General features: G+C 64.3%; 12 protein-coding genes. 8 read left to right on the top strand and 4 right to left on the bottom strand.

What is annotated here, in order from left to right; all coding sequences use genetic code 11:
* Nucleotides 1-125: 125 nt before the first annotated feature.
* A complete protein-coding gene (locus IVB26_RS31465) occupies nucleotides 126-1,025 on the bottom strand; it encodes a helix-turn-helix domain-containing protein (RefSeq protein WP_247968910.1) in 900 nt (299 codons plus the stop codon).
* A 50-nt stretch (nucleotides 1,026-1,075) separates the two neighbouring features.
* On the opposite strand from IVB26_RS31465, the gene pobA reads away from it, so the two are divergent.
* A complete protein-coding gene (pobA, locus tag IVB26_RS31460) occupies nucleotides 1,076-2,248 on the top strand; it encodes a 4-hydroxybenzoate 3-monooxygenase (RefSeq protein ID WP_247968909.1) in 1,173 nt (390 codons plus the stop codon).
* Between the two features lie 44 nt (nucleotides 2,249-2,292).
* Here pobA and IVB26_RS31455 read toward each other — a convergent pair whose 3' ends face one another.
* From IVB26_RS31455 to IVB26_RS31445, 3 genes are all read right to left on the bottom strand, one after another.
* The gene (locus tag IVB26_RS31455) at nucleotides 2,293-4,443 is read right to left on the bottom strand and encodes an adenylate/guanylate cyclase domain-containing protein (RefSeq protein WP_247968908.1); all 2,151 of its coding nucleotides are present in this window, start codon (nucleotides 4,441-4,443) and stop codon (nucleotides 2,293-2,295) included.
* 19 nt (nucleotides 4,444-4,462) lie between these two features.
* Nucleotides 4,463-5,131 (bottom strand): hypothetical protein, encoded by a 669-nt coding sequence (locus IVB26_RS31450; protein ID WP_247968907.1) that lies wholly within the window; start codon nucleotides 5,129-5,131, stop codon nucleotides 4,463-4,465.
* Nucleotides 5,132-5,233: 102 nt separating this feature from the next.
* A complete protein-coding gene (locus tag IVB26_RS31445; protein ID WP_247968906.1) occupies nucleotides 5,234-6,439 on the bottom strand; it encodes an HD domain-containing phosphohydrolase in 1,206 nt (401 codons plus the stop codon).
* A gap of 249 nt (nucleotides 6,440-6,688) precedes the next feature.
* Between IVB26_RS31445 and IVB26_RS31440 the strand changes: the two genes are divergently transcribed.
* From IVB26_RS31440 to IVB26_RS31410, 7 genes are all read left to right on the top strand, one after another.
* Nucleotides 6,689-7,012 carry an STAS domain-containing protein gene (locus IVB26_RS31440; RefSeq protein ID WP_028178231.1) on the top strand — a complete coding sequence of 108 codons (324 nt, stop codon included), beginning with the start codon at nucleotides 6,689-6,691 and terminating at the stop codon, nucleotides 7,010-7,012.
* Nucleotides 7,012-7,377 carry a response regulator gene (locus IVB26_RS31435; RefSeq protein WP_018317043.1) on the top strand — a complete coding sequence of 122 codons (366 nt, stop codon included), beginning with the start codon at nucleotides 7,012-7,014 and terminating at the stop codon, nucleotides 7,375-7,377. Before IVB26_RS31440 ends, IVB26_RS31435 begins: the two co-directional genes overlap by 1 nt.
* Nucleotides 7,374-9,449: a chemotaxis protein CheA gene (locus tag IVB26_RS31430; protein ID WP_247968905.1), complete on the top strand. Its 2,076-nt coding sequence runs from the start codon at nucleotides 7,374-7,376 to the stop codon at nucleotides 9,447-9,449. The genes IVB26_RS31435 and IVB26_RS31430 overlap by 4 nt, the downstream gene beginning before the upstream one ends.
* Entirely contained in the window at nucleotides 9,449-9,910 is a 462-nt protein-coding gene (locus IVB26_RS31425) for a chemotaxis protein CheW (RefSeq protein WP_247968904.1), read from the top strand. Before IVB26_RS31430 ends, IVB26_RS31425 begins: the two co-directional genes overlap by 1 nt.
* A 37-nt stretch (nucleotides 9,911-9,947) precedes the next feature.
* Nucleotides 9,948-11,645 carry a methyl-accepting chemotaxis protein gene (locus tag IVB26_RS31420; protein ID WP_247968903.1) on the top strand — a complete coding sequence of 566 codons (1,698 nt, stop codon included), beginning with the start codon at nucleotides 9,948-9,950 and terminating at the stop codon, nucleotides 11,643-11,645.
* Nucleotides 11,646-11,707: 62 nt separating this feature from the next.
* Complete coding sequence (locus IVB26_RS31415; protein WP_246932285.1) at nucleotides 11,708-12,196, top strand: chemotaxis protein CheW; 489 nt, start codon at nucleotides 11,708-11,710, stop codon at nucleotides 12,194-12,196.
* Nucleotides 12,197-12,256: 60 nt separating this feature from the next.
* Nucleotides 12,257-14,056: a methyl-accepting chemotaxis protein gene (locus IVB26_RS31410; protein ID WP_247968902.1), complete on the top strand. Its 1,800-nt coding sequence runs from the start codon at nucleotides 12,257-12,259 to the stop codon at nucleotides 14,054-14,056.
* The last annotated feature ends 41 nt before the right edge of the window (nucleotides 14,057-14,097 follow it).

The following is a 14,097-nucleotide window of genomic DNA, read 5'->3' as shown; positions in this document are numbered from 1 at the left end:
TACGGAGGTAAAGGGGCTCCATCCAAAGGATGGGATCCTCTATACGAAGGTAAGTGGTGATGAGAGCCCAACGCCGTTCGCGGTGTGGCTTCGACCATGGCGCCCTTGGTCTTTGGTCCGATGCATCAGCCTTCGTCGCCATGGAGCTGCGCGCGGAACGCGCGCGGCGATATTCCCGTGGCTGCGGCGTAGACCCGGCTGAAATAGGCGGGGTCCTCGAAACCGAGCGTGTAGGCGATCGTCGAGACCGGCAAATTGGTGTAGACGAGGTTGCGCCGCGCCTCCCGGATCAGCCGGTTGAGGATGAGGTGCGAGGCGGTGTCACCGGTCGCCGCCCGTGTGATCCGGTTGAGATGCGTCGGCGTCACCGCCAGCGCCTCGGCATAGTCCGCGACGCTCCAGCGTTCCAGATGATGCTGCTCCAGGAGCGCCTCGAAGCGGCGGAACAGGCCCGATTCGACCGCGCCGTTGCCGCCGTTCTCGCTCGTGAGCGCGCGTGCCACCAGTCCGATCATGGCGGACGACAACGCGCGCAGCACATGCGCGCGACCGAAATCGCGCGCGGCGTGTTCGGCGAAGATCTGCTTCATGATGGTGCGGATCTGCGGTGTGCCGCGCACCACGGCCGAGCGCGACAGCGCACCGCGCAATCCCTCGGCGGCGAGCAGCGCCTCGTCCAGAATCTCCGCGGCGATGGTCAGCACCCATCCTTGCGTATCGGGCACGAAGCGGAAGCCGTGGACGTGGCCGACGGGTACGTTGACGATCTGCATCGGCCTCAAGGGCACCACCCGCCCGTCGAGCGTCGCCTCGCCGCCGCCGCGCTCGATCAGCAGCACCTGGTGCAGCCGGGCGTGGCGGTGCACCGCCAGGGTCCAGTCGTGCAGCACCGAGCGGGACGCGATGGTCTCGCAATGCACAACGTCGGGCAAGTCGCCGGACTCGCCGAACAGATTATAGATCCGGATCGCCGGGGCTGTGCGCTTCATGTTCGAATAGTACAAGACAATGGCGAAACCCTCCATCGGTCTGCGGCGTCAAATCTGTAAAAAAGTGCCGACGGGAGGATGCAAAAATGAAGGTTCAGGTCTGTATCATCGGCGGCGGGCCGTCCGGGCTGCTGTTGTCCCAGCTGCTGCACCTGAAGGGCATCGACACAATCGTGCTGGAGAAATACAGCCGCGACCACGTGCTCGCCCGCATCCGCGCCGGCGTGCTCGAGCACGGCTTCGCCAAGTTGATGCGCGAGGCGCAGTGCGGCGAGCGGATGGACCGCGAGGGCGAGATCCATACCGGCTTCGAGATCGCCCATGACGGCGTGCTGTCCCAGATCGACCTGCACAAGCATTCCGGCGGCAATTCGGTGCTGGTCTACGGCCAGACCGAGCTGACGCGCGACCTCTATGAGGCGCGCGACCGTCTCGGCGGCAAGGTCGTGCACGATGCGCAGGACGTGACGCCGCATGATCTGACGTCGGATCGGCCCTACGTGACCTATCGATCGAACGGCGAGACCGTCCGCGTCGATTGCGACTACGTCGTCGGCGCCGACGGCTTCCACGGCGTCAGCCGCAAATCGATCCCGAAGGACGTGCTGCGGGAATATGAAAAGGTTTATCCGTTCGGCTGGCTGGGCGTGCTGTCGCGAACGAAACCGGTGTCGCCGGAGCTGATCTATGTGAAGCACGAGCGCGGCTTTGCGCTCTGTTCGCTGCGCTCGCAGGTGCTCAGCCGCTACTACATCCAGGTGCCGCTGACCGACAAGGTCGACGACTGGAGCGACGATGCGTTCTGGGCCGAGCTGAAGCGCCGACTTCCGGACGCGGTCGCCGGCAACCTGATCACGGGACCGTCGATCGAGAAGAGCATCGCGCCTCTGCGCAGCTTCGTCGCCGAACCGATGAGCTATGGCCGGCTGTTCCTCGCCGGCGATGCCGCTCACATCGTGCCGCCGACAGGCGCGCGCGGGCTGAACAGCGCCGCGTCCGACATCTACTATCTCTATCACGCCTTGCTCGCGCATTATCAGAGCGGCGATGATACCGGCCTTGCAGGCTATTCCGCCAAGGCACTGGCGCGGATCTGGAAGGCGCAGCGCTTCTCCTGGTGGATGACGATGCTCCTGCATCGCTTCCCCGACCGGCTCGCATACGAGGATCGGCTGCAGCAGACGGAGCTGGAATACCTACTCTCGTCCGAGACGGCGCAGCGCCAGCTCGCGGAGAACTACGTGGGACTGCCGTTTTAGGGTGGCGTGATCTCGCAGCACGTGAAGCGGCGCATTGCCGGCCGCTACTTCCCTTCCAGCGCGTGGACGGGTGTCCAATCGGACGGCGGCGGATCTGCGATGAGCGCTCGCGCGCGGTCGGCAAACCGCGCCGATGCCGGATCGATCTCTGCGACACGCCGGAACGCATCGGACGCCTTCGCGAAATCCCGCGCGCGCCAGCAGGCGAGCCCCTCCGCATATGCGGCGGCGACCTTGGCTTGGTCGGCGCTCTCCGCGCCCATGTCCGCCAATGGCTCAAACACCTTGATGGCCTCGCCGCGGCCCTGCACCCTGATCGCGTCGAGCTCGCGCCAGGCGAAACTATCGCCGGCCTGCACCATCGTCGTTTCGGAGGCCATGATCGCGGTGCCGTAATATTTGTTGGCGCCCTCGAGCCGTGAGGCGACGTTCACAGTGTCGCTCATCACGGTATAGTTGAAGCGGCGGCGCGAGCCGATATTGCCGACCACGGCTTCGCCGCTGTTGAGACCGATGCGATGCGACAGGCCGTGCCCGGCGAAAGCGGGATTGCCGGCATTGAGCTCCACAAGCCTCGTATGGCACTTCAGTGCGGCGCGAACCGCGTTGCGAGCGTGTGCGGGATCGTCGGCCGGCGCGCCGAACATGGCGACGATGGAATCGCCGATATATTTGTCGACGTAACCGCCATGGCTTTCGATGATGTCGGTCATGGCGGACAGATATTCGTTCATCAGCGTCACCAACTCGCCCGGTGTCATGGTTTCGGCAATGGACGAGAAACCGCTGAGGTCGGAAAAGAACATGGTGACGTTGCGCATTTCGCCGCCGAGCGCCGGCATCTTGCCGGAGGTGACCATGGTCTCGATGACCTCCGGCGCGAGGTAAAAGGCGAAGCTCTTGCGCAGGAAGCGCTCGTCGCGATCGGCCAGCACGAATCTGTAGCCGGTCATGATCGCGAGCGCGGCAAGGCCGGCGAGTGCCGGCTCCGTCAACGGCAATGCCAAGGCATGAACGAACGCGCTGACGGCCACGGCAGCGTAAATGGCAGTGAGAGCGAACCAGGCGACCAGCGCTCCGCTCGGCGCAAGCATGCAGGCGGCGCAAGCGATGACGAGCGCAAACGCGATCGTGAGAATGGTCCGCGCGGGGAAGCCAAGCTCGGTCAGGGCATCGCGCTCGATCAGGTTGCGAACAGCGGTGGCGTGCACGAACACGCCGGCGATGTCGCTGCGGGCGCGTTGCATGGCGCGCTCCGGCGCGGGCAGGGCGCATCGCGCCGCCGGCGCGCCGTCATAGCCGCCGGACAGGCGCATCGATGTGAGCTTGCGATCCTCGAAATTGAGGACCGTGCCGAGCAGCACGACTTTGCCCTCGAAGGCGCGGCGGAAGAATTCGCGATCGCCTTTTTCGACGCAGGCGCGCAGATCGGCGAAGGAGAAGGTCGGGACATCGCGGCCCAGCCCTCGAAAGTTGAGCGTCACGGTATTCGGAAACGCGCTCGGGATTGCATAGCCGGACAATTCGGTCGAGCCAGACGGCGCGATCCCGGGCTTTGCACCAAGCGCACGCGCCGCGAGCTCGACCGCCATTGCGGGCACCGGTTTGCCCTCGATTGAGAAGCTCAGCGGCATGCGCCGGATCACGTCATCGGCGTCGGTATGCACGTTGAGCGCGCGGATGCTGTTGCGCACCGCGACTTGCTGTGCGCGATAGGGGACTTCCGGATGGTCGTTGCTCAGGATATCGCCGAGCACCAATTTGCCGCTGTCGGAGATCTGCCGCAATGCGATCAGGTAGTCCCGGTCGAAGCCCTTCATGCGGCTGCCGACCGAGGTGTCGCCGAAGGGAATCTCCGACTGCTCAATCGAGCTCGGAAAGATGACGTCGAAGCCGATCACCTTGGCGCCACCCTCGGTGATGCTCCCGAGCACGCGGCCGATCTCGCGCGTCCAGGTCTGCGTCGGCGATCCCTTGAAGGGCGGGGTGTCGTAGGTCTCGCCGTCGATGGCCACGACGACGACCGGCGAATTGGCGGGATCGCGGCGGTCGCCAATGACCTTGCCGCGCAGTGCCGTGAGAATGTCGAGCGAGAGGCCTTGGAGCGTCTGGAGCGGCGGAGACATGAAAATTGCGCCCGCGAGGAGCGCAATCAGGATAGCTGCAACGATGTCCCGTCCCCCGATCCGCCGCATCGCCCCGTCGCTAGGCCACTTATTCGAGCCGCAGCAGGCGGCCGATGATCGGGGTCGGTGACGAGGTGGCACTGGCGTCGACCAGGAAGGTGTAACGCTTGGCGCCGAGGCTTGCGAGATAGCTGCCGCCCGGGGTCAGCGATTTCCCGGCCTTGGCGAAATCATAAAACTTGCCGCGGATCATGATGTCGTTCTTGAGCGGTATGCTGATCGTGGCTTCCTTGCCGTCGGTGCGCTCGATCACCAGCGTGCTCCCGCTCTTGGCCTGGACCAGCGGCGCGACGCCGTAGATCGTCGGCAGCTTGGACGGAGTGCCCTTGGCATCGGACCGCATGGTCCGGAACGTGGTCGCGGCACTCTGATTCGCCTCGCGCTCGGAGAGCTGCGCCGCCTTGGTATCACAGGGCACCTTGGCGCGCTGCACGTCGCCGAGCTGCACGGTGCTTTGCTCGGCGCCGACCAACACGACGCCCTCGCTGATCGTCTCGCGCAGGCAGGATTTGAGGTAGCTGAGCGTAATGCTCGCTTTGGGCCCGAGCTTGATGATCTTGCCGGGCGCGACATAGTCCATGAATTCGACGCCGTCGACCTTGCCTTGCACATCCTCGACGATCGCGGCCGGCGTCTCCGCCAAGGCGGGGGCCGCAAAACAGAACGCGCCGACAACGGCGCCGATCAGGCTTCTCATGGGTATGCTCATTCAATTCGACCGATAATTTGCTGGTCCCCGTCCCGGTGCGACTTTTAGCACCGGAGCGCCCAGGTAAGTGTGACCAGAATCACGCTTTGACTATTGGTGCACTCTAGCAGGAAGTGGTTCAAACCCACCATCGGCGACAAAGGGGTGCCAAGCCGTTGGCCGGACGACGATATCAGGTGGCGCGGCAAATTCGGGCGAACGGCCTTCGGCCGCACACTCTGTGATTGGAGCGAGAGGAGCCTCGGCTTTGAGGAACGGCGTCGCCTGTCCCCCGGCGGCGATATCGAGGACCTCGTCCCAGCGCGACAAAAAGGCCTCGACGCAGGCCGGATCGAACTGCCGGCCCTTGTTCTCGACCAAATAGTTGCGCGCCACCTCGATCGGCATCGGCTCTTTATATGGTCGTCGTGTCGTCAGCGCGTCGAAGACGTCAGCGACCGCGACCACGCGTGCGGCCATTGGAATCTCGTCAGCCTTGAGACCGCTGGGATAGCCCGCGCCGTCCCAGCGCTCATGATGGCCTGCGGCAATTTGCGCACCGAGCTGGATCAGCTCGCAGGTTGAGTCCGCCAAAATCTTCTCGCCGATCGTCGCATGGGTCCGGATCACCGCCATCTCCTGGTCGGTCAGCTTGCCGGGCTTGAGCAGGATATTGTCGGGAATGGCGACCTTGCCGACGTCGTGCAGGGGAGCGGCCAGATAAATGTCGCGGCAGAGCCGGGCCGGCAGGCCGAGCTGCTCGGCGATGATGCGGCTGTACCGGGCGACCCGCAGCGTGTGCTCGCCGGTGTCGTTGTCGCGATATTCGACCGCAAGCGCGAGCCGCAGGATGATCTCCTCCTCGCGCTCGCCGAGCTTTCGTGTGGCTGCTGCGACTTCGCTCGCCAGGTGCGCCGCGCGATCGCTGAGCTTGCGCACGGCTGCACCAAGCTGAATCAAATTCCGCAGCCGCACCGTCATCTCGACGCTCTTCGGCTGCTTGGGCAGGAAATCGGTTGCACCGGCCTGCAGCGCTTCCATCTTGACGTCATCGGTCTGTCGCGACGTGATCATCGCGATCGGAATATCGGCGCAGCCAGGAAGCCTGCGGAAGGTGCGGATAAAGCTGATGCCGTCCATATGCGGCATCTCGTAGTTGACCAGCACGAGATCGAAGGCGCGCTCCCGTGCGCAAGTCAGCGCTTCCACGGGATCAAGGAAGGTGGTGGCCTCGACCAGACCTTCAGCCTCGATGTGACGTTTCAGGAAGTTGAGGACAGAGCGGCTGTCGTCAACCAGGAGCGCTTGGGTCAGCATCGGCAGCCGGGGCTCTCTTCGCTGGCAAAGGCACGGACCCAAGCCCATAACCCGAGCGAATTTAACGCGAAGCAAATGCGCCGCGGGCGCCGCATTGCGGATGTGATCTCAGTAGGCTGTGCACGCCTGCATACAGTTGCGCGAATTCCGGCGAAATGTGACCCGTAGTTGTACGGATGCTCGCGTTAGGAGTTTACTCATTGGATTCACGTCAAACGAGTATCGGAATATAGCAAAGGCGGGGCAGCGATGGCGCTCAATCCGACGGAGCCGAAGTGGTCGTTGCGGTTACCCGCCGATTGCAGCATCGCGGCCATTCGCAACGTCTATGAGCTCATCCGCGAGGCGTTCGGCCGCCAGGAGCGGCTCGAGATCGACTGTTCGAGCGTCGACAAGGCCGACGTGACGTCGATCCAGCTTCTGCTGTCGACCGCCAAGACGGGCGAGGCCCAAGGCCGCCCGGTGGTCCTGACCTCCTTCTCCCAGTCTCTTCGCAACACCCTTCGCCGTGCCGGCTTCGCCAGCGAGGCGATGATCGATCAGCATTTCCCGCAAAAGAAAGATGGCACCTAATGGCCACGATTCTGACCGTCGACGATTCGCCCAGCATTCGGCAGATGATCAAGGTTGTGCTCGAGCCGGCCGGTCACAGCGTGATCGAGGCCGGCGACGGCGCGCAAGGGCTCGCCAAGGCGCAGGCCGGCAAGCTCGACCTCGTGATCACCGACCTGAATATGCCCGTCATGAACGGGCTGGAGTTGATCCGGGCGCTGCGCAAGCTGCCGAGCGCGGTCGGCATGCCCATCGTGTTCCTGACGACCGAATCCAACGACACGGTGAAGCAGGAAGCCAAGAGCGCCGGCGCCACCGGCTGGATCACCAAACCCTTCAAGCCTGAGCAGTTGCTCGCCGTGGTCGGCAAGCTGGTGCGCGCATGAGCGCAATGGACCCGACCGAGGTCTTTCGTCAGGAAGCCAGCGAGCTCTTCGAAGTTCTTGAAGGGGCCTTGCTCGACCTCGGCCAGCGTCCCGACGATCGCGAACTGGTCGATTCCGCCTTCCGCGCCCTGCATACCATCAAGGGTTCGGGCGCCATGTTCGGCTTCGACAAGGTCGCCTCCTTTACCCACGAATTCGAGACCGCTTTCGACCGCGTCCGCAAGGGCGAGATCAAGCCGACCCAGGAGCTGATCTCGGTCGCGCTCGCCGCCAAGGACTACATCCGCGCGTTGATCGAAGATCCCCAGTCGACCGACGACATCATCGGCGAGGCCATCCTCGACGATCTCAAGCGCTTCGTATCATTCGACCAGCCTGGCGCTCCGGTCGTCGAGATCGCCGAGGCGCCGCCGCTGGTTCCTAGCGAGAGCAAGCAAGCCGGCTGGCACCTGCATCTCGAATTTGAATCGCACATCCTGCGCAACGGCTCGAACCCGCTCGATCTCCTGGAAGATCTCTGCAAGCTCGGCCCCTGCTTCGTCGTTCCGATCACCGACGGCATCCCGTTCCTCGATGAGATGGAGCCGGAAGACTGCTATTTGAAGTGGGACGTCAAGCTGCACGCGGTCTGCGACAAGGACGCGATCGACGACGTCTTCATGTTCGTCCAGGACGAAATGAAGCTGACGCTCTCGCCCTTGGCGCATGTCGACGCGCCCGCGCCTGCGCCGCTGTTCCAGCTTCTCGACGAAGAGCCGGCCCCGGTGGTCGAAATGCCTGCGCCGGTGGTCGAGGCTGCTGCCGCGCCCTTCGCCGAGCAGCCCGTCGCAAAGGCGGAGCCGAAATCCGAATCGAGGCTTGAACCGAAGCCCGAGGCCAAGCGTGACGATCGCGGCATTGCCACCGTTCGCGTTCAGGCCGAGCGCCTCGATGAGCTGATGGACCGCGTCGGCGAACTCGTCATCGCACAGGCGCGGCTGACCCAGCTCGCTGCCTCCGGCTCCGACCTCTCGATCAAGATGATCGCCGAGGAGATCGAGCGCCTGGCCTCCTCCTTGCGCGATACCACGATGGGCGCACGCATGGTGCCGATCGGTTCGCTGTTCGGCCGTTTCCGCCGCCTCGTGCATGATCTGTCGCGCGATCTGTCGAAGCCTGTCGAATTCGTCACCTCGGGCGAGGATACCGAGCTCGACAAGACCATGATCGAGTGCCTGGCAGATCCGCTGGTGCATCTGATCCGCAATTCCGTCGACCACGGCATCGAAGACACCGCCACGCGCGCTGCCAACGGCAAGACCGAGCAAGGCCGGATCGAGCTCGCCGCCGTGCATTCGGGCGCGCAGGTGCTCGTCACCGTGAAGGACAATGGCGGCGGCCTCAACACCGCGCGCATCCGTGCGAAGGCGGAAGAGCAGGGGCTGATCGCGGCCGGAGCCGTGCTCACCGATCATGAGATCCATCAATTTCTGTTTCATCCCGGCTTCTCGACCGCGCAGACCATCTCGGCGCTGTCCGGCCGCGGCGTCGGCATGGACGTGGTCAAGCGTACCATCGAGAACATGCGTGGCTCGATCGACCTGTCGACCCGGCCGGGGCAGGGCACCACGGTGACGCTGCGCCTGCCGCTGACGCTTGCGATCATCGAAGGCCTGCTGATCCGCGTCGGCGAAGGCCGCTACATCATTCCGCTGTCCGCAGTGGAGGAATGTATCGAGCTGACCGCCGAGGACGAGCGCTCCCGCGGCCGCAATTTCCTCAACGTGCGCGGCAACCTCGTGCCCTTCCTCCGGCTGCGCGAGATCATGACCGCATCGGGCACGCCCGACCGGCACCAGAAGACGATCATCATCTCGACCGGCGAGACCCATGTCGGGCTCGTCGCCGACCAGATCATCGGTAACCACCAGACCGTGATCAAGTCGCTTTCCAAGCTGCATTCGGACGTCACGATGTTCTCCGGCGCGACCATCCTGGGTGACGGCACGGCGGCGTTGATCCTCGACGTCGCGCAGCTTGTCGCGCTGGCGCAGTCGAAGGTCGAGAAGCAGCATATCAGCGAGGCGGCGTGATGAACGGTGGTTTGGCTGGCGAACGTCAGGCCGACGCGATGCAGGTCGTGATGATCGGCCTTGGCGAGGAGAAGTTCGCGCTCGACGCGGGCCTCGTGCGCGAGATCATCGATCCCGTCCCGGTGACCAAGGTCGCGGGTGCGCGCGCCTTCGTTCCCAGCGTGATCAACGTGCGCGGCAACGTCATTCCGCTCGCCGATCTGCGCATCCGCTTCGGCATGCCGCAGCTCGATGATTCTGCCGATACGCGCATCGTGGTCATCGAAATCGAGCTCGACGGCGAGCCGGTCCTGGTCGGCGTCACCGCCGACAAGGTCTACGAGGTCACCGAGATCTCCCAGGCCGACGTGCAGCAAACACCGCGGGTCGGCATGCACTGGAAGCCGGAGTTCATTTGCTTCATTGCGAAGTGGCGTGAAGAGTTCGTCATCGTTCCGAACATGGAACGCATTCTGAACTGAAATGAGGTCTCGGGCGAGACCGGGGTAGGGGCTGGAAATGAGATTCACCGTCAAGGCAAAGCTTGCCAGTGCGTTCGGCGTGATCATCGTGTTGTCCGGGGTCGCGGGCGGTGTGGCCTACATGAAGCTCGGCGACATGATGGCGACTGCCGACAGCATGGTCCTGCGCGCAAACCGGATGGAGAAGGCGACGCAGATCGAAAAGGACATCCTGCTCCAGCTGCGCGCCGAGAAGAATTCGATTCTCGGAACGGAAGCCCAGGCCGAGCAGTTTGCGGCGGATGCGGCCAGGCTTCGCGAGGAGGCGACGAAGACCAGGGATGAGGTCTACGCGCTCGCGAGCGAAGCGGGCAGGAAGCTGCTGGACAGCTTTGCGGCGACCTACGCCAGGATGAATGCGTATCAGGAAGAGACGATCAGGCTGGCCAAGACGGACAAGTCGAAGGCCATGGAGCGCTCGATGGGTGACGGCCGCAAGGTCGTTGCAGACGCGATGGAATCCATGGGCGCCTATGTCGCCAATACGAAGAGGCAGATGGCCGAGCAGGCCGTCCAATCCAAGGCAGAGGGGCACCAGGCGCAATTCCTGCTGATGGCGCTGATCGGCATCTCCCTGGCGGTTGCGGTCGGGGCGGCGCTCTGGATCTCGATCTCGATCAGTCGGTCGCTCGGCCGGGCGGTCGGTCTTGCCGGATCGGTCGCCGAGGGCGATCTCAGCCGGACCATTCCTTCCGCCAGCAACGACGAGATTGGCGATCTCGTCAGGTCCTTGAATACAATGGTCGAGAAGCTCCGGCAGATCGTCGCCGAAGCGCTCACCGCGGCGCAGAACGTCTCCGCCGGCAGCCAGGAGCTCTCCGCGAGTTCGGAGCAACTTTCGCAGGGCGCCACCGAACAAGCCTCCTCGGCCGAGGAAGCCTCGTCTTCGATGGAGGAGATGGCTTCGAACGTGAAGCAGAACGCCGACAACGCCAACCAAACCGAGAAGATCGCCGCGCAATCGGCGAGGGACGCCGAATCCAGCGGTGCCGCCGTGGGCCGTGCCGTCGAAGCGATGCAGACGATCGCCGAGAAGATCACGATCGTGCAGGAGATCGCACGGCAAACCGACCTGCTTGCGCTCAACGCGGCGGTCGAGGCCGCGCGCGCCGGCGAGCATGGCAAGGGCTTTGCGGTCGTCGCCTCCGAAGTCCGCAAGCTTGCCGAACGCAGCCAGGCTGCCGCCGCCGAGATCGGAACGCTCTCGACCGAGACCGTGAAGGTCGCCCGCGAAGCCGGCGAGATGCTGTCCAAGCTCGTGCCCGATATCAAGAAGACCGCCGAGCTGGTGCAGGAGATCACCGCGGCTTGCCGCGAGCAGGACGTCGGATCGGCCCAGATCAACCAGGCGATCCAGCAGCTCGACAAGGTCGGCCAGCAGAATGCCAGCGCCTCCGAGCAGGTGTCTTCGACATCGGAAGAACTCGCTTCCCAGGCCGAGCAGCTCCAGTCGACCATCTCGTTCTTCCGGATCGAGCAGGCGGGCCGCGGCGAGGGCTCCGCGCCCGCGCCGATCGACCGCGCCGTCGGCCAGCTTCGCGCCAAGGCTGCGCACATGGCGGCTGTCGATCGCGGCCCGAAGACGCCGACGCCTGTCCGCAAGCCGGCACGTGCGATGAAGGTCGCCGGTGGCGGGGGCTTCGCCTTCGACATGCATGACGGCGAAGACGACCGCGACGCCGAATTCCAACGCTGATCAACCGGTCCGGCCTCGCGCCGGACCGCTCATTTCCAAATCTTCGGAACCCGGACTGCATCATGGCCGCAACTTCGCAATATCTGACGCTCGGGCTCGCCGGCGAGACGTTCGGCATCAGCATCCGCAACGTCCGCGAAATTCTCGACATGCGGCCGATCTCGCGGCTTCCGCACGCGCCGGACTTTCTGCTCGGCATGATCGACGTGCGCGGCAGCGGCTATCCGATCGTCGATCTCAGGAAGAAGCTCGGCCTGCCGACCGTTGCCGCCACGGAAGCGACCCGCATCATCATTCTCGACGTCCCGATGAAGGATCGCCTGGTCGGCGTGGGCTTCGTCGCCGACTGCGTGTTCGAGGTCACCGACATCGACGAGCAGGCGATCGAGCCGATTCCCGAGGTTGGCGGTAAGTGGCAGTCAGACTACGCCGCCGGCATCGGCCGCAAGGGCGAGAAGTTCGTCGTAATCTTCGATCTCGCCAAGCTGATGGCGAACGACAAGATTCCGGAAGGACGCGACGCCGGCACGGATGCGCCTCGCGCCGCCTGAGTTTGTAAGAGTGAAGCGTGGACACGCGTAACCACCCCAATTCGAAACAACGAGACTGACATGAGATTCACCGTCAAAGCCAAGCTTGCCAGCGCCTTCGGCCTGGTCATCCTTCTGTTCATTGTGGCAGGCGCCGTAAGCTATATGAAGTTGGCCGACATGGCCGCGACCGCAGATTCCATGGTGCTTCGGGCCAAGCGGATGGAGAAGGCATCCGAAGTCGAGAAGATCATTTGGCAGCAGGTCAGGGCGGAAAAGAACGCAATCCTGGGAACGCCAAGCGAAGCCGACGAATTCGCGATGAACGCCGCCAAGCTCCGCGAGGAAGCAACGAGGATCAAGGACGAGGTCCACTCGCTCGCGAGCGAGGGTGGCAAGAAACTGCTCGACAACTTTACGAGTGCCTACGCCAGGATGAACGTCTACCAGGAAGAGACGATCAGGCTGGCAAAGACGGACAAGACCAAGGCCACGGAGCGCTCGATGGGCGACGGGCGCAAGGTGGTCGCAGACGCGACGGAGGCGATGGGAGCCTATGTCGCGAATACGAAGAGGCAAATGGCCGAGCAGGCTGTGCAGTCCAACGAAGACAGCCGCCGCGCCCAGTTGATTCTCATCGTCCTCGTCGTCGTATCGCTCATCGTTGCCGCGATTAGCGCGGTCTGGATCTCGATCAACATCAGCCGGTCGCTCGCCAAGGCCGTCGATCTTGCGGATGCCGTCGCGATCGGCGATCTCAGCCACAAGATCGATGCTTCCAGCAACGACGAGATCGGCGATCTCGTCAAATCCCTGAACGCGATGACCGCCAATCTGAACGCCACTGCGGCCGTCGCCAACGAGATCGCGCAGGGCAATCTCACGGTCGAGGCCAAGCCGCTGTCGGACAAGGACACGCTCGGCCTCGCGCTCCAGCGCATGGTGGAGAAGCTTCGCCAGATCGTGTCGGAAGCCCTGACGGCGGCGCAGAACGTCTCGGCCGGCAGCCAGGAGCTCTCGGCCAGCGCCGAGCAGCTGTCGCAGGGCGCGACCGAGCAGGCCTCGTCCGCCGAGGAAGCCTCCTCCTCGATGGAGGAGATGGCTTCGAACGTGAAGCAGAACGCCGACAACGCCAACCAGACCGAGAAGATCGCCGCGCAGTCGGCCAAGGATGCCGAGGCCAGCGGTGCTGCGGTCGGCCGGGCGGTCAATGCGATGCAGACCATCGCCGAGAAGATCACGATCGTGCAGGAGATCGCGCGCCAGACCGATCTGCTCGCGCTCAACGCCGCGGTCGAGGCCGCCCGCGCCGGCGAGCACGGCAAGGGCTTTGCGGTGGTCGCCTCCGAAGTGCGCAAGCTTGCCGAGCGCAGCCAGGCCGCCGCCGCCGAGATCGGCACGCTCTCGGTCGACACCGTGAAGGTGGCGCAGGAGGCCGGCGCGATGCTCTCCAAGCTCGTTCCGGATATCAAGAAGACCGCCGAGCTGGTCGAGGAAATCACCGCGGCCTGCCGCGAGCAGGACGTCGGCTCGGCCCAGATCAACCAGGCGATCCAGCAGCTCGACAAGGTGGGCCAGCAGAACGCCAGTGCCTCCGAGCAGGTGTCCTCGACCTCGGAGGAGCTCGCTTCGCAGGCCGAACAGCTCCAGTCCACCATCGCCTATTTCCGCATCGAGCAAGGCGGAACGGGCCATGCGGCTGCGCCGATCGACCGGGCGATCAATCAGTTGCGGACCAAGGCGGCGACGATGGCGGCCGCCGAGCGGCCGGCCAAGAGGCCGCAAGGCAAGCCGGTGCGCGCCCTGAAGGTTGCTGGTGGTGGCTTCGCCTTCGACATGCATGACGGCGAGGATGATCGAGACGCCGATTTCCAGCGCTAGGACTCCTCGGAACTCTTGCGGACCGGCCCGCCCTGAGGCGG

The organism is Bradyrhizobium sp. 195 (assembly GCF_023101665.1).
GTDB lineage: Bacteria > Pseudomonadota > Alphaproteobacteria > Rhizobiales > Xanthobacteraceae > Bradyrhizobium.
Note: the sequence above shows the minus strand (reverse complement) of the source record. Positions and strands in the feature narration are given on the sequence as shown.